Raw genomic sequence first — 20567 nt, forward strand, 5'->3', positions numbered from 1 at the left:
CACACGGCCCACAGCAGGAGGCACCCCACCGTGGCGGCAGACGAGATACGCGGCGCAGCACAGGGCGGCGCCCCCGTCCCCCTCTCCGTACTGGACCTGGTCACCGTAGGGGCCGGCCGCACCGCCTCCGACGCCCTGCGCACCAGCGTCGACCTGGCCCGCCTGGCGGAGAACCGCGGCTTCCACCGCTACTGGGTCGCCGAGCACCACTCCATGCCGGGCGTGGCCTCCTCGTCCCCGGCCGTGATCCTGGCCCACCTCGCCGCCCACACCGACCGGATCCGGCTCGGCTCGGGCGGTGTGATGCTGCCCAACCACGCCCCGCTCGTGATCGCCGAGCAGTTCGGGACGCTGGAGGCCATGGCCCCGGGCCGGGTCGACCTCGGTCTCGGCCGCGCCCCCGGCACGGACGGCGCCACGGCGGCCGCCCTGCGCCGTACGGAGCGCCTCAACGAGGGCGCCGACGATTTCCCGCAGCAGCTCGCCGAGCTGATCCGCTTCCTCGACGACGACTTCCCGGACGGTCATCCGTACCGCCGCGTCCACGCGGTCCCCGGCCCGGTGCAGGCCACGTCCCCCGGCGGCGTCCAGTCCCCGCACCGCCCGCCGGTCTGGCTGCTCGGCTCCTCCGGTTTCAGCGCCCGTCTCACCGGTGCCCTGGGGCTGCCCTTCGCCTTCGCGCACCACTTCTCGGCGCAGAACACCGTCCCGGCCCTGGACCTGTACCGGGAGTCCTTCCAGCCGTCCGCCGTGCTCGACGAGCCGTACGCCCTCATCGGCGTCTCCGCGCTCGCCGCCGACGAGGAGCGTCAAGCCCGCCGGCAGGTGCTGGCCGCCGCCCTCGGCATGGTCCGGCTGCGCACCGGGCGCCCCGGCCTCGTGCCCAGCCCGGAGGAGGCGGAGGCCCACGAGTTCAGCCCCATGGAGCGAGACTTCGTCGACTCCTGGAACGCCAACGTCGTCCACGGCACCCCCGACGAGGTCCGCTCCGGCCTGGACGACCTCGCCAAGCGCACCGGCGCCGACGAGCTGATGATCACGGCCAACGCGCACGGCGGAGACGTCCGCGTGCGGTCCTACGAACTCATCGCCGACGCCTACGGCTTGCCGACGCCCGCCTCCGCCTGAACGTCCGGCGTGCCCAGCAGCTCGGAGATGCGATCCGGCGGCACCGGACGGGAGTAGAGCCAGCCCTGTCCGGTGTCGCAGCCGATGCTGCGCAGCCGGGTCGCCTGGGCCGAGGTCTCCACGCACTCGGCCGTGACGGTCAGCCCGAGCCGGTGCGCGAGCTGGATCATCGCCTCGACGACGACCTCGTCGGCCGGGGTGGCACGGGCGGCCGCCTCCCGGTCGTCGTACTGGAAGCCGCGCACGAAGGACCCGTCCAGCTTCAGCACCGACACCGGCAGCCGGCTGAGGTAGGCGAGGTTCGAGTAGCCGGTGCCGAAGTCGTCGATGGCGATGCGGACGCCCATGTCGCTGAGGGCCTTCAGGGTCTGCAGCGGGCGGCCCGCCGAGCCCATCACGGCCGACTCGGTCAGCTCCAGCTGGAGCAGGTGCGGAGCCAGGCCCGTCTCGGTCAGCGTTTCCGCGACGTCCGCCACCAGGTCGGAGTCCCAGACCTGGCGCACCGCCACGTTCACGCTGACGAAGATCGGCGGCTCGTCCGGGTGGTCCAGCTGCCAGCGGCGGGCCTGCCGGCAGGCCGTGCGCAGCACCCAGCGGCCCAGCGGGACGATCGAGCCGTCCTCCTCCGCGAGTCCGATGAACCGATTCGGCGTCAGTACGCCGAACTGAGGATGGTTCCAGCGGATGAGCGCCTCGACCCCGTGCAGCCGGTCGTCCTCCATGCCCACCAGCGGCTGGTACTCCAGCCGGAACTCGCCCCGGTCGATGGCCGGCCGGAGCGTGGAGGCGAGGGCCTGGCGGGTCATGCGGTGCGCGTTGCGTTCCGGGTCGAACAGGGTCCAGCGGGCCTTGCCGTCGGCCTTCGCCCAGTACAGCGTCGTGTCCGCCGCCTGCATCAGCGCGGTGGGGGTGGTGCCGGCCGCGTGCCGTTCCACGACGCCGATCGACGCCGAGACCGACAGTCGCTGGCCGGAGATGTCGAACGGTTCCTGGACCGCCCGCAGCGCCGACTCGGCCAGCTCGGCCAGCTGTTCGGTGCCCGTGGAGTCCTCGACGAGCAGGGCGAACTCGTCCCCGCCGAGCCGGGCCACCAGCGGGATGCTGGTCCGTGAGTGTCCGGCCTCGTCCGCGCAGCGCGTGAGGCGCTCGGCGACGGCGGCCAGCAACCGGTCGCCGACACGGTGGCCGAGAGTGTCGTTGATGGCCTTGAAGCCGTCCAGGTCCAGGTAGCACAGCCCGATCCGGCCCGTGCCGCTCTGCTCGTACGACTCCGCCTCCAGCGCGGCCGACAGCCGTTCGAAGAACAGCGTGCGGTTGGGCAGCCGGGTCACCGGGTCGTGCATCTGCAAGTGCCGCAGCCGGGCCTGCAGTTCCCGGCGCGCGCTGATGTCGGCGACGGACAGCAGTACCCCGTTGTCCTCGGCGGGCAGTGGGGCGACCGTCACCTGCACCCACAGCGAGTGCCCGTCGGGGTGCTTGAGCCGGCGGGTGCAGCGCAGCCGGGACTGCCGTCCGCGCAGTACCTCGCGGTAGGCGTGCCAGGTGCGGGTGTCGGAGGTGAGGTCGACCAGGTCGGCGGCGGCCGACCCGGCGAGCCCGTCCGGGCTGCCGCCGAGCAGCGCGGCGAGCGAGTCGTTGGCGCTGACGACCGCGCCCTCGCGGTCCACGACGGCCATGGCGAGCGGGGCTGCCGTGAAGGCGGAGCGGTAGGGCGGCCGGGACGGGGGATCGGTACGGGGAGACGTGTCGATCTCACTCTCTGTGACGACCGGCCGGTCCAGGTCTGCCGCGGGCGCCGGCCCTTCGGAGGTTCCGCTCACCGCTCGCTCCCGCATGTATTCGATCTCTGTCCGTGCAGGAAAGGTCAGGAAAGTGTGCCGATCATAGAGGCTGGCCCCGGGGCCTTCCAGCCGGTGTCCAGTCGCCCCGGCCAACCGGCCCTTCTGCCAGATCGTTTCTGCACGCACCTGGACGGCTTCTTCAGGCCCTCGACCAGTTGTGACGTTCCGTGAGTGCTTCGGGGGTGTCGGCTTCCGCGATTTTTCGGCCCCTTCACCCGACCGGTGCAGGCAAACAGGACGCAGTACGACAAATCATCACAGTCTGGGTGCGGTGTCCCGCGAACCGTACCCGGAGGTACCCGTGCCGCGTCCGTTTCCGCGCGCCCGACTGCGCAGCACCGCGGCCGTGTTCACCACCATGTCCGCGCTCGCCGCCACCTCCCTGGGTATCGGGCCCTCGGCCGCAGGGCCCGACTCGGCCACGCCCTGTGCCCTGGAGCGCACCGACGCCCACCACTCGGAGGGCCTGGACACCTGGAACGCCGCCTATCCGCGCCCCGCCCGGTCCCTGGACGCGGTCATGGTCTTCCTGTCCTTCCCGGACTCCCACCCGCTGACCACGCCGCAGGAGCTGACCGCCGACCACTTCCCGGCCACCACCCGCTTCTTCGAACGCGCTTCCTACGGTCGTTTCACCCTGCGCCCGCACCCGCTGCGGCACTGGATCCAGATGCCGCAGCCGTCCACCGCGTACGACATACAGCGTGACTGGAGTCCCGAGCATCGGGCCGCCTATCTGCGCGACGCCCTCTCCGTGGCCGACCCCCGGGTCGACTTCTCGCGCTACGACGTCGTGTACTTCGTCGCCGACCCGGACGCGCCCGGCGTGGACTCCGACGCGACCAAGGTGGTGAACCTGACGAGCCCGCTGCGGGCCGACGGCACCGACCTGCGCCGGATCGTCACGGTGTTCGAGCAGCATCCGCCGGACCGGCTCGTCCTCGCCCACGAGACCGGGCACGTGTTCGACCTGCCCGACTTGTACCACCGGCCCGCGGACGGTAAGGGCGACTGGGACACGCACGTCGGCGACTGGGACCTGATGGGCAGCCAGTTCGGACTCGCGCCCGACCTCTTCGCCTGGCACAAGTGGAAGCTGGGCTGGCTGGATCCGCGGCAGGTGCGGTGCGTGCAGGACGCCGGGCCCACCCGGCTGACCCTGGAGCCGCTGGCGGCCGGGCCGGGGGTGCCGACGACGGGCGCCGCGGGGGCGCCGGCCTTCGGCCTCGGGCAGGGGGTCAAGCTCGCGGTGGTGCGGACGGGGCCCGACAGTGTGCTCGCCTTCGAGGTGCGGGGACCGGTGGGCAACGACGTGGCCGCCTGCCGGCAGGGAGTGCTCGTGTACCGGGTGCGGGGCGGAGCGCAGTCCGGGGGCGGGCCCATCGAGGTGATCGACGCCCATCCGCGCACCGACGCGTGCTGGGAGGACTCCGTCTACCCGCCCCTCGCGGACGCGCCGATCGGCATCGGGGAGAGCTTCACGGTGCCGGGGGAGGGGGTGCGGGTGAAGGTGGAGGGGCGCACGGCCTCGGGGGCGTGGACGGTGAAGATCGCGGTGGGGCGATGACGGGTTCTGGGGCATGCGAAAGGCCCCCCGCTCCCGCGGGGGGCCTTTCGCCGTCTGTGCGCCGCCAGGGACTCGAACCCCGGACCCGCTGATTAAGAGTCAGCTGCTCTAACCAACTGAGCTAGCGGCGCCTGCTGACGTCGTAGACCTTAGCATCCTGGTCGGCGGGAGGAAAAATCGAAATCCGCACCGCGGAGCGGGCCGCCCGGACGGCGGCCCAGAGCAGTACCTCGGGGCCGGGAAGCCAGGGCTGACGGGTGTCGGGGGCGACGAGCCAGCGGGAGGCGGCGCGGGTGGGGGAGGTGCTCTCCGACGGTGCCGGGACGGTCACCGCGTCACCGGTGCCGTGGCACAGCAGTGGCGGTACGGCGTCCGTGCGGGTGGTCTCCCGGCTGCCTCGCGCGCCCCACTCCTCCCACTCCAGCAGCGCGGGGAGCCGCTGAGCCGTCCCCGGGGCGGTGAACAGCAGGATCCGGCCCCGGAACTCCGCGACCGGTCCCGAGCCGGGGCCGTCCTCCCACAGCCGGTCGAGCATCCGCCGGCCGAACATCGCGGGCGCGCTGACCACGTCGAAGACCGAGCCGCAGGGCAGCACGACCGGCGCGTCCGGCCGCTCCTCCCAGAGGGCGAGCGTGCTTCGCGGATACGTTCCTGCCGAGGCGAGCCAGGCGGCCCCGTCCGGGGTGACATCGGAGGCGTTCCATGTGCTGCTCATGGCATCCAGATCTACCCGCCGTGAGCGCCCGGTTCCCGAGGGTTGCGGGAATTCGGGACAGGAGGGGGTGGGAGGGAGTATCTTGCCCGCCTGGCATATGCCAGACGATCGGGATGAGGTCGGTGGGCAGGGACCGTCTCACGCCGGGCCGGCGGGCCCCCGGCCCTCGGCGTCCCCCCGCATCAGATCCCGCCCGAACTCGACCATCTTCTTGGCGTAGTCCTCGGTCCACTCGGCCCGCTCGGCGATGTCCGCCGTCGTCAGCCGGTCGAACCTCCGCGGATCGGCCAGTTGCGCCGCCGCCATCGCCTGGAACTCCACCGCCCGGTCCGCCGCGGCCCGGAACGCCAGCGTCAGCTCCGTCGCCCGGGCCAGCAGGGCCCGGGGGTCGTCGATCGACTCGAGGTCGAAGAAGTGCTCAGGGTCGGAGGCCGCCTCCGCAGGCTCGAAGAGCAGGGGCGCGGGGCGTAGCCGCGGTTCGTTCCGACGCGGCGTGGGCTCCGCCATGTCTTCTCCTCCTCGTACATCGCGCTGACCCTCCCGGTGGAGTGGGCCACCGTCCATTGTCTCGCGGGCGCGCAAGTGGGCATCGCGGTAGTGGATACGGCTGCCCCACCACCCGGCGTTCGTCACGGCTTCCCGGAGCACCGGGTTCCGGCCAGTTCCTCCGGCCGGTTCCTCCGGCCGGTTCCTCCGGCCGGTGGAGCGGGCGGGTGTGCCCGAGGGCGCCGGTCATGGTTGCCACGTCACCCGGTGGTGCGCCAGGTGTGCCAGGACCGCGTGATTCGCCTCCCACCCGTCCGGGAACTTCACCACCGTCCCCAGTTGCACCGGCTCCGTCGAGGGATAGTCGTCCAGCAGGTCGGTCACCCCCGCCCGGCAGACCACGATGCAGGCGTGGCGGTGGCGGGAGGCCAGGACGCAGAGGCGGCCCGTCTCCAGGTGGAAGGCCGTGGCGTCGGGGCGGCCGGAGAGAGGGTGGAGGACCACCGTGACGTCGTACTCGCGGCCCTGCAGCCGGTTTGCCGTGTCCACGACCACGTCCGTGACGCCGAGAACGGCCAGGGCCGCGCGGACCGCGGCCGCCTGGTCCCGGTGGGCCGTGCCGACGGCGATCCGGTCGGCGGTCAGCGCGGAGGGGACCCGGGAGCGCTCCGAGGTCGCCGCGCCCGCCCGGTCCAGCAGGCGCCGTACCACCGTCGCCACCGCCCGGACCGCCTCCGGGTCCGTGCGGGGGGTGTGCCGGGCGGGCAGCTCCAGCAGGCCCCAGCCCGACTCGGCCGCCTCGTCGATCACCCGGTCGGGGCCCGAGCCGTCCGACGGCACGGCGAAGCCCAGGGTCCGGTCGCCGGGGCCGGTGCCGCTGTGGAACGGCGTGAACGGGTAGAACGCGTCCGAGACCAGGGGCGCCGCGGAGGCCGGGAGCCGCCAGGAGACCGGCAGGCGGTGCTGGGGCAGGTCCGGGTTGTGCGCCAGCAGGGTCGTCACCGCCGAGGCCGACGGGTCGTACGCCAGGCCGGCCCACTGCTCGCTGCCCACGATCGCGAACGGGTCGAGCTGCCCCGGGTCGCCCACGAACAGCGCCCGCTCGAACAGCCCGGCCACGGCGAGCAGCGCGTCCGAGCGCATCTGGTACGCCTCGTCGACGATCGCGTGCCGCCACGGTTCGTCGACCTTGACGTGCGCCCACTTCGCCGCCGTCGAGAGCACCACGGCCAGTCCGGCGAGGTCGGCCGCCTTGGCCGACGTGCGTACGCTCGGCAGCTCGTCGAGCGCCCTGTCGTACGGGTCGGAGTCGCTGCTGTGCAGCCGGCCCACCGGCAGACCGGGGTTCTTCTCGGCGAGCCGCAGGACCAGGTCGTCGACCTGGGCGTTGGTCTGCGCCACCACCATCAACGAGCGGCCCGCCTCGGCCAGTTCCAGCGCGGCGCGGACCACCAGTGTGGACTTGCCCGCGCCCGGCGGGGAGTCCACGACGACACCGCGCGCGGTGCCGTGCAGTGTGTCGTGCAGGATCGCGTCGGTGGCCTGTGTCGCGGCGGCAGCGGGATCGAAGACCGTCGTCACAGCACATCCTCCTCGGTCACCGGGTCGGCCGCCTCCAGAGTCAGCTCACCGGGCGGCCCGCCGTGCGTCCACGGCGTCTCCTCCGGGTCGGGCAGCTTCGCACCGCCCCGCTGCTCGTGCTCGAAGAGCGTGAAGCAGACCCGGTCGCCCTTCTCCGGCACCGAACCCGGCTCGGGCTCCTTGCCACGGCCCATCTTGTCGAGGACCCGCAGCACGACATGGGCGCCGTCCTCCTCGTCCGCGACGAACTCGGCCGACTGCGGCTTCCCGCCCAGCGAGCGGTACACCTTCGTCCGCCCGCCGAGATGCGGCCGGTCGTCCGTGCGCACCGTGACCAGGGGGCGCGGGCTGGGCCGCTTGCCGTCGCTGTACGCCATCACGACGTCGGTGACCTCACCCGCGAAGGCCTCCCCGGACAGCCGCCGCCCCGCCATCACCAGCGGGTCGTCGAGGGCCTCCTGCGCCTCCAGCCGGGCCTGTTCGCGCTCGCGCGTGGCGAGTTTGCCGGCCGCGGTGACCGCGTCGTCGCGTCGCGGCTGCGGAGGCTCACCGGCCAGCACCCGGTCCCGGTGGCCGGTGAACGACCAGCGGTCACGGGTCCACCGCTCCTCGACCCGCGCCCCCTCGGGCAGCGCCCGCAGCAGGTCCAGGCCCCGCCAGACCGCGTCCCAGGTGGGCCGGGTGCGGCTGAGCACCAGGTCGCGGATCTCCCGCTCGGCGGCGGTCAGCGCACCGAGCCGGTCGTCGGCCTCCAGGCCGTCCTCGGCGGCGGCGAGAGCGGTGCGGGCACGGTCGTAGCGCTCGATGGCCGGGGCGAGCAGCTTGTTGTCGAACGCCGGGTCGGTGGCCGGACCGGCCGGCGGGCACGTCAACTGACCCCGCGCGTCCCGCTCCAGCTCGGCCCGCAGCGCCGCCTCGGCGCCGGTGAGGCCCTCCGGCGGGTCGATCCAGGCGAGCAGCGCCCCCAGGTGCTGGTCCTCCAGGGTGGACTGACCGGTCACCCAGTGCCGGCCCAGGACGTCGGTCATCGCCAGCAGCAGGGAGGAGCCGGGCACCCGGGCCCGCTCCCCGAAGTGCGTCAGCCACCGCCCGAGCAGCGGTACCCGCGGCGGCGCCGGAGAGGGGGCCTCCGGATCCTGCTCCGCCGTACGCCGGAACCGCGTCGAGCGCCCGAGCAGCCGCACCAGGTCGATGCCCGCACGGCTCGGCACGATCAACTGCGGCGCGTCCGTGCACAGGTCGACCTCGACCTTGACGCGCTTGCCGGTCTCCGGGTCGGTCTCGGTGCGCTCGGCGGCTTCCACGGCCTCGGCGAACGAGTCGACGTACGGCAGCACGACGCCGGCCAGTTCGGCCAGGAAAGCGAACCTGAGGTCGCGGTCGCGGGGCTGCGGTACGGCCAGCAGACGCGGCGCGTCCCGGTCGGTGCCGACCAGCGCACCAAGCGGGGCGCCGGCCTCACCGGCGGTGGTCAGCGGCACGAACACCAGCGGGCGGTCGCCGAGACGCCGGTGCCGGACGGTGGCGGCGGGCTGGGCACGGCCCGTGCTGACCGCTTCGAGGCGGGCCAGGGTGGAGATCAGCGACACGCCGCCTCCAGTGCCTCGGCGCGCAGGGCGGCCGCCCGCCGCAGGGCCGCCACGGCCGGGTCGCCGGGATCGCCCGCCTCGCCGCGCGCGGCCGCGAGGACCTCCTCCACGGTCGTCAGACCGCCCAGCTCCGCCCGGACCGGACGCCCGAGCGAGGTCACCGCGCCCGCCTGGCGGGACCGGGTACGGCAGTGGAAGGCCAGCTCGCACGCGGACAGGCACTCGGGCGCGTACGTCGCCGGGACCGACTCCACGGCCGCCGTCAGCTCCTCGGCGGGCAGCTCGGGCGAGAAGCACGTGCCCTCGGGGAGCGCGTCGGCGATGTCCTCGATGCGGGTCAGCCGGGCCAGCTGGCGGGCCGTCACCGCCCGCTGCTTGCGGATGTCGACGGCGGACGCGGCCGGCAGGTTGGAGAAGTCCCTGGGGCAGACGAGCAGCACCCGGTGCCGCACACGCGGGGCGGCAGCCGTGTCCTGGCCACTCCGAGTGCGGGGCGCTTCAGCCGGTGCCGGAGGGACGGCCGCGCTCGGCCCTTCGGTACCGGCGGCCTCCTCCGGCTCCGCGCCGAGCCGTGCCGCGACCTCCTCCAGCGCCAGCACGTACACCGCCGCCTGCCGGGCCGCCGCGCCGACCTTCGCCGGGTCCGCAGAACCGTCCAGCAGGGGGAAGGACTTGATCTCCACGACCGTCCAGCTGCCGTCCGGATGCACCACCACCGCGTCCGGCTCCAGGAACGCGGGGGAGCCCGCGACGTCCAGCGCGAGCATCGGATGGTCGAGCAGCGTCCACGCGCCCGGGTGCGCGGCGGCCCCCCGCAGCTCCAGCTCCGTACGGGCCGTGCGCCCCTGGGGGCCGGTCGCCGTCAGGTCGGGCACGCGCGCGTCGGCGGGCGGCTCGGCGGACCGGTCGAGCTTCTCGTGCACCAGCCGCAGCAGCTCCGCGCCGCCGTCGGCCTTGACCTTCGCCTCGAAGGCGTTGCCTCTGGTGAGCGCGAACTGCGACTGCCCGAAAGCCGACGGCGAACCCAGCGCGCTGGCCAGCGCCGCCTTGTTCACCCCGGCGCCGTCGAGGATCGCGCGCCGCGCACAACCGGGGTTGGCGGCCAGCGCCGCCAGAGCGCGCGCGTCCAGTGCCTTCGCGGGTACGTCGGGGCCGCGCAGCTCAGCGAGCCGGTGCCGGAGCGCCGTCCCCCGCGTCCTTGGGAGAGGCACCCGGCTCGGCTCCCGCTCCGAACCGCGACTCGCGCTGCCGTGGAATTCGCTCACCCGCGGAAGTCTGGCATCCGGCACTGACAATCGAGGAACCTGTGGCGGAAGAGTCCGCCGCGACCGGTGCGACCGACGGCACGAACCGTGCCTTGACCCGGTCCGCGGTGCGCATCACGGCGGGAGCCAGCAGCAGGCCGACACCCATGACGGCCGCGCCCGCGGCCGCGTCGAGGAAGTAGTGGTTGGCGGTACCCATGACCACGATCGTCGTGATCAGGGGATAGGCGACACCCGCCGTCTTCGCCGCGCGCGTACCGCCGAAGCGCCACAGCATCACTCCGCACCACAGAGCCCAGCCCACGTGCAGACTCGGCATGGCGGCGTACTGGTTCGTCATGTCCCCCATGCCGCGCGGTGCGCTCGCCGCGCCGCCCCACCACCCGTACGAGCTGTACTGCGCCATCGTGTCCACGAAGCCGTGGCTCGCGTCCAGGAGCCGGGGCGGGCAGGTCGGCAGCAGTGTGAAGCCGATCAGGCCGATGAGGGTTGACGTCATCAGCCAGGTGCGCGCGGCGCGGTAGCGCACGGCCCGGGAGCGGAAGAGCCACACCAGGACGGCCGGTGTGACCAGGTAGTGCAGCGACGCGTACCAGAAGTCGGCGGGTATGCCTATCCAGGCCTCGCGCGTGAAGAGGCGGTTGAGCGGGTGCTCGAGGTTGAGATACAGCGCCTTCTCGAAACGCAGGATCGTCAGGCCGTGGTCGACGGCGCCGGAGACGTCGCCGCGGGCGAGGAGCCGGCCGGCCGAGTAGCACGCGTACACCAGCAGTATCAGCGGCAGCTCGGTCCACCAGCGCAGCCTGCGCGCGGGGGCCGCCTCGGTGGCCGGTGTCTCGGTGTGCGGCATCCGATCGTCCTCCCCCTTCGTCTTCACGCGTAGCCCGGTCGGCCGTGCCACTTTACGGCGTGGGCGCGCGCCCTTGGGGAGCGCCTCCGGCCCTCGAAGACGCAGAGATCGCCCCCCGGGTTGCCCGCGGCGGGCGTGCGCGATGATGGAGGTGTTCCCCTTGCGTTGTTCTTCCGGAAAGGTGCCCCATGGCCGCGCGTATCCTGCTGGCCCGCCACGGACAGACCGAGTGGTCCCTGTCCGGCAAGCACACGGGCAGGACGGACGTGCCGCTCCTGGAGGAGGGCCGGCGCGGCGCCAAGCAGCTCGGCGAGCGCCTGCACCGGGCGCCGTACGAGGGCCTGGCCGGCGTCGAGGTGCGCACCAGCCCGCTGGTACGCGCGCGTGAGACCTGCGAACTGGCCGGGTTCGGCGACCGCGCGCGTACCTGGGACGCGTTGCTGGAGTGGGACTACGGAACGTACGAGGGCATGACCCCCGCGGACATCCAGGCCGTCCGGCCCGGCTGGCTGATCTGGCGCGACGGTGTCCCGGGCGGGGAGTCGCTCGCCGAGGTCACGGCCCGGGCCGACGAGGTGGTCTCCTGGGCCCGCTCCGAGGACCGTGACGTCCTGGTCTTCGCCCACGGGCACATCCTGCGCTCCATCGGGGCGCGCTGGCTGGGCCTCCCGATCGACTTCGCGGCCCGGATCAGGCTGAACCCGACGTCGCTGTCGGTGCTGGGCTGGGCCTACGGGGAGCCGGCGATCGAGAGCTGGAACGACCTCGGGCACCTGGCCTAGGCCGTCCGGGGCGCGGAGGCGTGCCGTTCCAGGAACGCCGAGATCCCCGAAGCCCGGCGATGCGGCAGCAGCACCCGCGCCGTCGCCGCCAGCATGGTCTGGACGCGCGACGACTGGACCTCCTCCAGCAGATCCAGCACCCGCATCCCCGCCACCGCCGCCTCGTCCGGCCTGCCGCCGCGCGCGAGGTCGTCCGCCAGCTCCGCCGTGTACAGGGCGATGTTCCGCGTGAAGTGCGGATCCTGCAGCCCGGCGGCCCGCCGTGCGTGCCGGGCCGCCCGGGGCCAGTCGCCGAGCGTGGACCAGCACTGCGCCTCCAGGCCCTCCAGTTCGGCCTCCCCGTAGAAGCTCATCCACTCGGGGTCGGCGTCCGAGCGGCCCCGTTCGAAGAAGGCCTGCGCCCGGGCCAGTGCCTGCTCGCAGCCGACGCGGTCGGCGAGCCCCGCCCAGCCGCCGGCCTCGCGCAGCGCGAGCAGCGACATCAGCCGGGCCGAGCCCACGGGCCGGGCGACGCGCTGCGCGGCCTGGGCCGCCCGGACCGCCTCGCGCGGCCGGCCCGCGTCCCGCGCGAGGAACGCCGTGTTGCAGAAGGCGTGCGCCTCCAGACCCGGGTCGCCGGTCATCCGGGCGGTCGCCAGGGCCTCCGCGTAATGGGAGCGGGCATCGTCGAACCGCCCCGAGTCGTGGGCCAGCCAGCCCACGGAGATGGCCAGTTCACCGGCGCCCGAGTAGAGCCGGTCCGCCGTCGTCTGCCGGGTCGTTCCGGCGTCCAGCAGGGCGTAGGCGGCGCGCAGCGGGGCGGCGGCGCGGCGGTAGAGGCCGTCGGCCCCGTGCCGGTCGTCGAGCAGCCGGATCCGGCGGACGGCTTCTTCCAGGGCACCCGCGTCGCTCGCCCCGGCGCGGTGCACGGGGCGCTGTGCCGCCGCGGCGTCGAGGGCGAGGCCGACAGGCCCCAGTGAGGCGGCCGCCACCGTGGCGCCTCCGGTCATGAACGCGCGACGTAGCACGTCGCTCTCCTCGTCGGTGTCGTGCGGGTGGTGCGGGTCGTACGGGTTCTGCGTTTCATACGGCTCGCGTGCCCCGCTGGTCTCACGCGTGGCGTTCGCCGGGTTCGCGGTGCGCGTCAGGGGCGCGTCCTCGATGTCGCGCGCCCGGCGTCCGCGTACCGACGAGCGGGGCGCGAACCCCAGGTCGGTGAGCGTGCGGCCTGGGAACATGTGCAGGAACACCCGTTCGTACGCGTAGTTGGGGCAGCGGATCTCGCCCGCCTCGACCCGGCCGATGTACCGCGCGTCACAGCTGACCTGCTCGCCGATCTCGAGCCCGGCCCGGCGGATCGCCGCGGCGAACTCGGCCGGCGAGCGCTGTCCGCGCAGTCGCCGGAAGGCGAGGTTCGGCCGTGGCGGCCGGTTGGGTTGAGACGAGGTCAGCGTTGACGACGCCATGGCCGGGTCCTCCCGTGCGAACCGTCGAACCATGCCGGATCCGAGGTGACTTGGTGCGAGGTGTCCGCATGGTCGGTCCCGTGTCCGGCGGGCAAGAACGTACCTGCTGTGATGGAGTCGCCACGCTGGGTTTGGCTACAAACCGGATATCTCATCCGTGATCTGCCATGAAGTGCCATCCTTTGCGGCTGACGTGTGCCGTAGCCGTTGCCGGACTGCCGCGTTGATACCTGCGGACCGGGAGGCCCCCGACTTCCGACCGCTCGTCCAAGCAGGGGTTTTCGTGGTGGAGGCCGGGATGCAGACCAGCCGGATCAACGATCCTCGTACGCCGCCGGGTGCGCCGGCGGCCGGCTGCGATGTGGTGACGGTGCCGGCGCGGCAGGGGCTGGAGGCGGTCGACATCCTGCGGCGCGGACCAGGGGACGTGGTGGGACCCGTACTGCACGACGACGGCGGCGACACCCTGGGCTTCCTGGTGCCGCCGGGGACGGCCGCCGCGTGGGACGTGCCGGGGAGCACCTGCACGGAGACCGGCGGACGCGGACCGCACCTGGCGCCCGAGCCTCCCGTGGCGGGCTCGGACTGGCTGCTGCCACCCGGCGAGGCCGACCTCGCGACCGACCCCGCGGTGCTGCGCGAGGCCCTGGGGGAGGCCGCCCGGATGATCAAGGCGGCGGACAGCTGCCGCTGAGGCGCCCCGGACGCCGGGCGGCGGGAGCGTACGCCCTGCTTAACAGCCCACCCCGATAATGACCCCATGGGAAAGTCCAAGGGCGGCCGGCGCAGGCAGACCGGTGCGGAGGCCGTCGTCGAGAGCGTCGACGGCGGGCTCGCCGAACTGATCCCCGACCGCGAGCGGGCCCGGGCCTGGACCCTGGTGATCGACGGCGCCCCGCAGTCGCACGTCGACCTGGACGACCCGGCGTACCTGTCCTTCGAGTACCAGCGCCGCCTCGGGCACGTGATCGACCTCGTCGCCCCGCCCGGCCGGCCGGTGCGTGCCGTGCACCTCGGCGGCGGCGCGCTCACCCTCGCCCGCTACGTCGCCGCCACCCGGCCCCGCGCCACCCAGCAGGTCGTCGAACGGGACCGCACCCTCGTCCAACTGGTCCGCCGCGAGCTGCCGTTGGATCCGAACGCGCGCATACGGGTGCGCTCCGCCGACGCCCGCGAGGGCCTCGCCAAGGTGCCGGACGGCTGGGCCGACCTCGTCATCACCGACGTGTTCAGCGGGGCCCGGACACCGGCCCACCTCACTTCGACCGAGTTCCTCGACGACGTGCGCAGAGCCCTCAGGCCCGGCGGTGTCTACGCCGCCAACCTCGCCGACGGACCGCCGCTCGCCCACCTGCGCGGCCAGATCGCCACCGCCGCCGCCCGCTTCGCACAGCTCGCGCTGATCGCGGACCCGGCGGTGCTGCGCGGCAAGCGCTTCGGGAACGCCGTGCTGGTCGCCTCCGACCACCCGTTGCCCATCGCCGAGCTGACCCGCCTCGCCGCCTCCGACCCGCACCCCGCCCGGGTCGAGCACGGCAGGACGCTTACGGACTTCACCGGTGGGGCCCCGCCCGTCACGGACACCGCGGCGGTGGCGTCGCCCGCGCCGCCCGCGTCGGTGTTCAGATGACCGCATAGGGCACCCCGGCGGTCCCGACGACCGCGTACGGCACTCAGTAGGTCCCGATCTCCACCCGCGGCGGCCCGTCGTGCCACGTGCAGAACACCGACACCCGGTCCGCGCCCGAGGAGAACTCCACGCGGATCCACGACTCCGTCTTCCACACCTGCATCGACCAGCCCGCCCCGGGTGTCGCCGAGACGAGCGAGGCAGAGGCCTTCCCCAGGTCGAAGACCGCCCGGCCGCCGTCGGTGTCGTAGCTCTTGACCCGGCCGGGGGCGGCGGGGGCGGCGGTGCCGGAGGAGGACGAGGGTGTGGGGGAGGGGCTGGGTTTCCCCGACGTGGCCGCCGCAGGCGTGCTCGGCTCCCGCCGCTTCGGCGGAGGTGTCGGTTCCGGCGGCGTGGCCAGCGCCTTCGGCTCCTGCGTGAACGCGTCGGCGGCCCTGATGGGCAGGGCGCGCGGCGGATCGTAGGCCGTTCCCGCCATCACCGTGTGGACACCCCACCACGACAACGTGACCGCCGCGCCCGTGGCGAGCAGCCAGGCCAGTACGTGTACGAGTCCTCTGCGCATCGCGGCCCATACTGCCTCACGCGTCCCACGCGTTGCCCGCAAACGGGTTGGCGCGAGGGTCCGTTGTCCCCAGCCGGGGAGTTGTCCACAGGCCCGCACCCGGCTGTTCGAGATGGCGTACGGTGCGGCGCATGGCAAGTGTGCTCGTGGTCGAGGACGACCAGTTCGTACGCTCGGCGCTCATCCGGCACCTGACCGACGCCTCGCACACCGTGCGCAGTGTCGGGACGGCGCTGGAGGCGTTGCGCGAGGTCGCCCATGTCCGCTTCGACGTGGTGATCCTGGACCTCGGACTGCCCGATCTCGACGGGTCCGAGGCCCTGAAGATGCTGCGCGGGATCACGGACGTGCCGGTGATCGTCGCCACGGCCCGGGACGACGAGACGGAGATCGTCCGGCTGCTGAACGCCGGGGCGGACGACTACCTGACCAAACCCTTCTCGGTCGAGCACCTCTCGGCCCGCATGGCGGCCGTGCTGCGCCGCGCCCGCTCCGGCGCCGGAGAAGAGGAGCCGTGCCCCGTGATCCGGGTCGGCGGCCTGACCGTCGACCCGCTGCGCCGTCAGGCCGAGCTGGACGGCGCGCGGCTCGACCTCACCCGCCGCGAGTTCGACCTGCTCGCCTTCCTGGCCCGCAGACCCGGCGTCGTCGTCCCCCGCAAGGAACTGCTCGCCGAGGTGTGGCAGCAGTCGTACGGCGACGACCAGACCATCGACGTCCATCTGTCCTGGCTGCGCAGGAAACTGGGCGAGACGGCGGCCAGCCCGCGCTATCTGCACACCCTGCGGGGCGTGGGTGTGAAGCTCGAACCTCCGGGGGCGGGGGCTCCCCGATGAGATGGGCCCTGGTCAAGGTGTCGCTGGCGGTGACCACCATGGTCGTGGTCGCCTTCGCGGTGCCGCTCGGGCTCGTCATCCGCGAGATGGCCCGCGACCGTGCCTTCTCCAACGCCGAGCGGGAGGCCGCGGCCGTCGCCCCCGCCCTGTCCATCACCACCGACCGCGACCAGCTCGAGCGGGTCGTCGCCTCCGCCGGCTCCGACGCCGGGATGGCCGTGCACCTCCCGGCCGGCGACGGCCAGGAGGCCCTCGCACTCGGGCGCCGGCGCGCCGCCGGGGAGGACATCGCGGCCGTGCGGAAACTGGGCCGCGCCTCCACCACCGGCGTCGCCGGCGGCTCGACGCTGCTCCAGCCGGTCGCGCTCAGCACCGGCAAGATCGCGGTCGTCGAGGTGTACGTGCCGGAGTCCGACGTCACCAACGGCGTGGGCACGGCCTTCGCGGTGCTCGCCGCGGTCGGGGTGGCGCTGGTCCTCGGCTCGGTCGCGGTCGCCGACCGGCTGGGCGTCCGCATGGTCCGGCCCGCCAAGCGCCTGGTCGAGGGGGCGCACGACCTGGGGGAGGGCCGGCTGGGCGCCCGCGTGCCCGAGGACGGCCCGACCGAACTGCGGCTCGCGGCGGCCGCGTTCAACTCGATGGCCGATCAGGTCGTCCAGCTCCTGGCGAACGAGCGGGAGCTGGCTGCCGATCTGTCCCACCGGCTGCGGACGCCCCTGACCGTGCTGCGGCTGAACACGGCCTCGCTCGGCGAGGGCCCGGCGGCCGAGCAGACCCGCTCGGCGGTGGAGCAGTTGGAGCGCGAGGTCGACACCATCATCCGTACGGCCCGGGAGGCCAAGCCGCAGACGGCCGCGGCCGGTCCGGGCGCCGGATGCGACGCGGCCGAGGTGGTCCGGGAGCGGATGGCGTTCTGGTCGGCGCTCGCGGAGGACGAGGGCCGTAAGTGGCGGGTGGCCGGGGCCGACCGGCCGGTGCGCATACCCGTGGCCCGCGCCGACCTGGCCGCCGCGCTCGACGCGCTGCTCGGAAACGTCTTCCGGCACACCGCGGAGGGCACCGCCTTCGCGGTCGACCTGCACAACGGCGAGGACGCGGTGATCGTCCTCGTCTCCGACGCGGGTCCCGGCATACCCGATCCCGAGGCCGCGATGGCGCGGGGCCGGGGCTCCGGGAGCGACGGCTCGACCGGGCTCGGCCTGGACATCGTGCGCCGGCTCGCGGAGTCCACCGGCGGAGACGTACGGATCGGCTCCTCGGTGCTCGGTGGCACCGAGGTGCGGATCTGGATCCAGCTGGACGGCCGCGCGCCCGCGAGCAGCGGGCACCGGCAGATGCGGCGCCGCCGCCCCCGCAGGATCGCTGCCGTATACAGCCGCTCCCGGTCCCGCTGAGCGCTCCCGGGTTGCCCATGCGCTCCCTGCCGCACGAGCTGACCGAGGCCGCCCTGGTCGACGGCGCCTCCGTCTGGCGCCTGTACTGGCAGATCGTGCTGCCCCCGTGCAAGCCCGCGATGGCCGCCCTCGCCACCCTGCTCTCCATCTGGATCTGCGACGACGTCTTCCGGGCCATCGTCCTCATCTCCACCGGCGAGAACATGCCGATCACCTCGGCGCTGAACAACCTCTCCGGCCAGTACTTCACCGACCCCAACCTGGTAGCCGCCGGCGCCCTGCTCACCGCGATCCCGACCCTGATCGTGTACTTCGCGCTCCAGCGCCAGTTCGAGCGGACCACCCGCCGCATCCTGTCGGGCGCCCGCCGCCGAGGCACTGCGGGGCGCGGCACTCCCCTATGCGTGCCGCGCCCCGCCCCCCGTTCCCCCGTGGGTCAGACCGCCCCCACCTCCGGCAGCGCACCCGTCCGGGCCGTCTGCCCGTACCAGAGGGCGCTCGTCTTCGGCGTGCGTTCCAGCGTCGCGTAGTCCACGTACACCGCGCCGAAGCGCTTGCCGTAGCCGTACGCCCACTCGAAGTTGTCCAGCAGGGACCACAGGAAGTAGCCGCGGACGTCGGCGCCGTCGGCGATCGCGCGGCGGACCGCCGACAGGTGGCCATGGAGGTAGGCGACCCGATCCGGGTCGTGCACCCGGCCGTCGGAGTCGATCTTGTCGTCGTAGGCCGCGCCGTTCTCGGTGATGTACAGCGGCAGGCCCGGTGCCTCCCGGGAGTAGCGCATGATCAGCTCGTGCAGGCCGGTCGGGTCGATCGTCCAGCCCATCTCGGTGCGGTCGCCCGGCGTCTGGTGGAAGGCCACGTCGTCCACGCCAGGCCACGGCGAGTGCTCGCTCGCCCCGTGCCCGTCCGCCCGGGGCCCCTTGGCGGCCGGGTCCGCCGCGGACACCAGCGACGGCGTGTAGTAGTTGAGGCCCAGTGCGTCCAGCGGCTGGTTGATCAGCGCCAGGTCGCCGTCGAGGACGTAGTCCCAGTCCGTGACACCGGCTGTCGCCACGTACAGCGACTCCGGGTAGGCGCCGTGCAGGATCGGTCCGTGGAAGACGCCGCTGGCCAGGTCGTCGATCTTGCGGGCCGCGGCCAGGTCTGCCGGGTCCTGCGAAAGCGGCCGCACCGCAGCCGAGTTGAGGGCGATCGCCACCTGGTTGCGGGCCGGCATCACCGACCGCAGGGCCGAGGCGCCCAGGCCGTGCGCGAGGTTCAGATGGTGCGCGGCACGCAGCGAGGCGAGCGGGTCCGTACGGCCGGGGGCGTGGACCCCGGAGGCGTACCCGAGGAACGCGGCGCACCACGGCTCGTTGAGCGTCATCCAGTGCTCCACGCGGTCGCCGAGCGCCTCGCCGACGATCTGCGCGTACTCGGCGAACCGGTACGCCGTGTCCCGCTCCGGCCAGCCGCCCGCGTCCTCCAGCTCCTGCGGCAGGTCCCAGTGGTAGAGGGTGACGGCCGGCTTGATGCCTTTGGACAGCAGCTCGTCCACGAGCCGGCGGTAGAAGTCCAGGCCTTTCTGGACGGCCGGGCCCCGGCCGGTGGGCTGTACCCGCGACCAGGAGACGGAGAAGCGGTAGGCACCCAGACCCAGCTCCGCCATCAGCGCCACGTCGTCGCGGTAGCGGTGGTAGTGGTCGACAGCGATGTCACCGTGCTCGCCACCGGCCGTCTTGCCGGGCGTATGGCTGAAGGTGTCCCAGATCGACGGCGTACGGCCGTCCTCCCGCACCGCCCCCTCGATCTGGTACGCGGACGTCGCCGCGCCCCAGAGGAAGGCAGGGGGGAAGGTCACCGGAGTGGCCGGGTTCTCGGAGTCAGGCATGGAAGCGCTCCCAGGGGGGTCGTGAGACCGACAGGTGGAGGGGGAGGGGAGGGGAAGGAAGAACAGGGGCCGGAGCGGCGCTGGCCCGGCCCCCGGGAAGAGATCAGCCCTTGACGGCGCCCTGCATGATGCCGCCCACGATCTGCTTGCCGAAGATCGCGAAGACCAGCAGCAGCGGCAGCGTGCCCAGCAGCGCGCCCGCCATGATCAGGGACTGGTCGGGCGTGTAGCCGCGGCCGAGTCCGGCGACGGCGACCTGGACCGTCGGGTTGCCGGTCTGGGTCAGGACGAGGAACGGCCAGAGGAAGTCGTTCCAGGTCTGGACGAACATCAGCATGCCCAGCACGGCCATGGCCGGACGCGCGGTCGGGAACACCACGTGCCAGACCACCCGCCAGCTGCTCGCGCCGTCCACCCGGGCCGCTTCGATGATCTCGTCGGGCAGCGCCTGGAGCAGGTACTGCCGCATGAAGAACACGCCGAACGCGCTCACCAGCGACGGGAGGATGACCGCCTGCAACTGGTCGGTCCAGTCCAGCTTCGCAACCATCATGTACAGCGGGATCACCTGGAGCTGCGGCGGCACCATCATCGTGCCGATCACGATCAGCATCAGGGCGCCCCGGCCCCGGAAGCGCAGCTTGGCGAAGGCGAAACCGGCGATCGTCGACAGGAAGACGATGGTCAGCGCCGAAACGCCCGCCACGATCGTGGTGTTGAGGAACGCCTCGCCCAGATTGGCGTCGTTCCAGGCGATCTCCAGCTTGTCCAGCAGCCCGGAACCGAACCAGAACGGCGGCGGCGTCTGCGCGAGCCGCTGGTTGTCACGCGAGGCGGCGATCGCCGTCCACACCAGCGGGAACAGCGAGACGATGGTGAACACCGCGAGGATCAGGTACGCCACGGGCCCGGCGTGATGCTGGCCGCCCGCACGCGCCGCCTTCAGACCGCGCCTGCGCTTGTGCGGCTCCGGCGCCGCGTCGGCCGGGGGTTTCGTCAAAGTCGTCGTCACGGCTGGGT

General features: G+C 73.3%; 18 protein-coding genes, 1 tRNA gene and 1 pseudogene. 8 read left to right on the forward strand and 12 right to left on the reverse strand.

The annotated features are described in order from the left end of the window. The first annotated feature begins 30 nt into the window (after nucleotides 1-30). Nucleotides 31-1128 carry an LLM class flavin-dependent oxidoreductase gene (locus tag ACFU3E_RS08115; RefSeq protein WP_384153827.1) on the forward strand — a complete coding sequence of 366 codons (1098 nt, stop codon included), beginning with the start codon at nucleotides 31-33 and terminating at the stop codon, nucleotides 1126-1128. On the opposite strand, the gene ACFU3E_RS08120 is transcribed toward ACFU3E_RS08115, so the two are convergent. Beyond that, nucleotides 1098-2963, reverse strand: coding sequence for a putative bifunctional diguanylate cyclase/phosphodiesterase (locus ACFU3E_RS08120; RefSeq protein WP_384153829.1), 1866 nt, complete (start codon nucleotides 2961-2963; stop codon nucleotides 1098-1100). The genes ACFU3E_RS08115 and ACFU3E_RS08120 overlap by 31 nt on opposite strands. A gap of 307 nt (nucleotides 2964-3270) precedes the next feature. Between ACFU3E_RS08120 and ACFU3E_RS08125 the strand changes: the two genes are divergently transcribed. Continuing rightward, nucleotides 3271-4536: a M6 family metalloprotease domain-containing protein gene (locus ACFU3E_RS08125; RefSeq protein WP_384153831.1), complete on the forward strand. Its 1266-nt coding sequence runs from the start codon at nucleotides 3271-3273 to the stop codon at nucleotides 4534-4536. A 57-nt stretch (nucleotides 4537-4593) separates the two neighbouring features. On the opposite strand, the gene ACFU3E_RS08130 is transcribed toward ACFU3E_RS08125, so the two are convergent. The 7 genes from ACFU3E_RS08130 to ACFU3E_RS08160 form a co-directional block, all read right to left on the reverse strand. Then, a tRNA-Lys gene (locus ACFU3E_RS08130) sits at nucleotides 4594-4667 on the reverse strand. Further along, nucleotides 4658-5251, reverse strand: a complete 594-nt coding sequence (locus ACFU3E_RS08135) for a bifunctional DNA primase/polymerase (RefSeq protein WP_384153833.1) — start codon at nucleotides 5249-5251, stop codon at nucleotides 4658-4660. The genes ACFU3E_RS08130 and ACFU3E_RS08135 overlap by 10 nt, the downstream gene beginning before the upstream one ends. A gap of 138 nt (nucleotides 5252-5389) precedes the next feature. After that, nucleotides 5390-5758 carry a hypothetical protein gene (locus ACFU3E_RS08140; protein ID WP_384153834.1) on the reverse strand — a complete coding sequence of 123 codons (369 nt, stop codon included), beginning with the start codon at nucleotides 5756-5758 and terminating at the stop codon, nucleotides 5390-5392. Between the two features lie 225 nt (nucleotides 5759-5983). After that, entirely contained in the window at nucleotides 5984-7318 is a 1335-nt protein-coding gene (locus ACFU3E_RS08145) for an AAA family ATPase (RefSeq protein ID WP_384153836.1), read from the reverse strand. Next, entirely contained in the window at nucleotides 7315-8907 is a 1593-nt protein-coding gene (locus ACFU3E_RS08150; protein WP_384153838.1) for a hypothetical protein, read from the reverse strand. Before ACFU3E_RS08150 ends, ACFU3E_RS08145 begins: the two co-directional genes overlap by 4 nt. Further along, nucleotides 8898-10118: a hypothetical protein gene (locus ACFU3E_RS08155; protein ID WP_384153840.1), complete on the reverse strand. Its 1221-nt coding sequence runs from the start codon at nucleotides 10116-10118 to the stop codon at nucleotides 8898-8900. The genes ACFU3E_RS08150 and ACFU3E_RS08155 overlap by 10 nt, the downstream gene beginning before the upstream one ends. Continuing rightward, the gene (locus ACFU3E_RS08160; RefSeq protein ID WP_384153842.1) at nucleotides 10069-11022 is read right to left on the reverse strand and encodes a phosphatase PAP2 family protein; all 954 of its coding nucleotides are present in this window, start codon (nucleotides 11020-11022) and stop codon (nucleotides 10069-10071) included. The genes ACFU3E_RS08155 and ACFU3E_RS08160 overlap by 50 nt, the downstream gene beginning before the upstream one ends. 188 nt (nucleotides 11023-11210) lie before the next feature. Between ACFU3E_RS08160 and ACFU3E_RS08165 the strand changes: the two genes are divergently transcribed. Further along, complete coding sequence (locus tag ACFU3E_RS08165) at nucleotides 11211-11804, forward strand: histidine phosphatase family protein (protein WP_384153844.1); 594 nt, start codon at nucleotides 11211-11213, stop codon at nucleotides 11802-11804. Here the strand turns inward: ACFU3E_RS08165 and ACFU3E_RS08170 are convergent. Further along, nucleotides 11801-13249: a hypothetical protein gene (locus ACFU3E_RS08170; protein ID WP_384153846.1), complete on the reverse strand. Its 1449-nt coding sequence runs from the start codon at nucleotides 13247-13249 to the stop codon at nucleotides 11801-11803. The genes ACFU3E_RS08165 and ACFU3E_RS08170 overlap by 4 nt on opposite strands. Nucleotides 13250-13547: 298 nt before the next feature. On the opposite strand from ACFU3E_RS08170, the gene ACFU3E_RS08175 reads away from it, so the two are divergent. Then, nucleotides 13548-13943, forward strand: coding sequence for a hypothetical protein (locus ACFU3E_RS08175; RefSeq protein ID WP_384153848.1), 396 nt, complete (start codon nucleotides 13548-13550; stop codon nucleotides 13941-13943). Nucleotides 13944-14009: 66 nt separating this feature from the next. Then, nucleotides 14010-14879, forward strand: a complete 870-nt coding sequence (locus tag ACFU3E_RS08180; RefSeq protein ID WP_384153850.1) for a spermidine synthase — start codon at nucleotides 14010-14012, stop codon at nucleotides 14877-14879. 43 nt (nucleotides 14880-14922) lie between these two features. On the opposite strand, the gene ACFU3E_RS08185 is transcribed toward ACFU3E_RS08180, so the two are convergent. Continuing rightward, nucleotides 14923-15444 carry a hypothetical protein gene (locus ACFU3E_RS08185; RefSeq protein WP_384153852.1) on the reverse strand — a complete coding sequence of 174 codons (522 nt, stop codon included), beginning with the start codon at nucleotides 15442-15444 and terminating at the stop codon, nucleotides 14923-14925. Nucleotides 15445-15575: 131 nt separating this feature from the next. Between ACFU3E_RS08185 and ACFU3E_RS08190 the strand changes: the two genes are divergently transcribed. From ACFU3E_RS08190 to ACFU3E_RS08200, 3 genes and pseudogenes are all read left to right on the forward strand, one after another. Further along, the gene (locus ACFU3E_RS08190; protein WP_384153854.1) at nucleotides 15576-16280 is read left to right on the forward strand and encodes a response regulator transcription factor; all 705 of its coding nucleotides are present in this window, start codon (nucleotides 15576-15578) and stop codon (nucleotides 16278-16280) included. Further along, on the forward strand, nucleotides 16277-17674 hold the full coding sequence (locus tag ACFU3E_RS08195; protein WP_384153856.1) for a sensor histidine kinase: 1398 nt from the start codon (nucleotides 16277-16279) through the stop codon (nucleotides 17672-17674). The genes ACFU3E_RS08190 and ACFU3E_RS08195 overlap by 4 nt, the downstream gene beginning before the upstream one ends. A 17-nt stretch (nucleotides 17675-17691) precedes the next feature. Next, nucleotides 17692-18204: pseudogene (locus ACFU3E_RS08200) on the forward strand (carbohydrate ABC transporter permease); the annotation flags it as partial. Here ACFU3E_RS08200 and ACFU3E_RS08205 read toward each other — a convergent pair. Continuing rightward, complete coding sequence (locus ACFU3E_RS08205; protein ID WP_384153858.1) at nucleotides 18111-19547, reverse strand: GH1 family beta-glucosidase; 1437 nt, start codon at nucleotides 19545-19547, stop codon at nucleotides 18111-18113. The pseudogene ACFU3E_RS08200 and the gene ACFU3E_RS08205 sit on opposite strands and share 94 nt — an antisense overlap. A gap of 103 nt (nucleotides 19548-19650) precedes the next feature. Continuing rightward, nucleotides 19651-20559, reverse strand: coding sequence for a carbohydrate ABC transporter permease (locus tag ACFU3E_RS08210; protein ID WP_384153860.1), 909 nt, complete (start codon nucleotides 20557-20559; stop codon nucleotides 19651-19653). Nucleotides 20560-20567: the final 8 nt, after the last annotated feature.

Source organism: Streptomyces sp. NPDC057424 (assembly GCF_042803315.1).
In the GTDB taxonomy this organism is placed as follows: domain Bacteria; phylum Actinomycetota; class Actinomycetes; order Streptomycetales; family Streptomycetaceae; genus Streptomyces.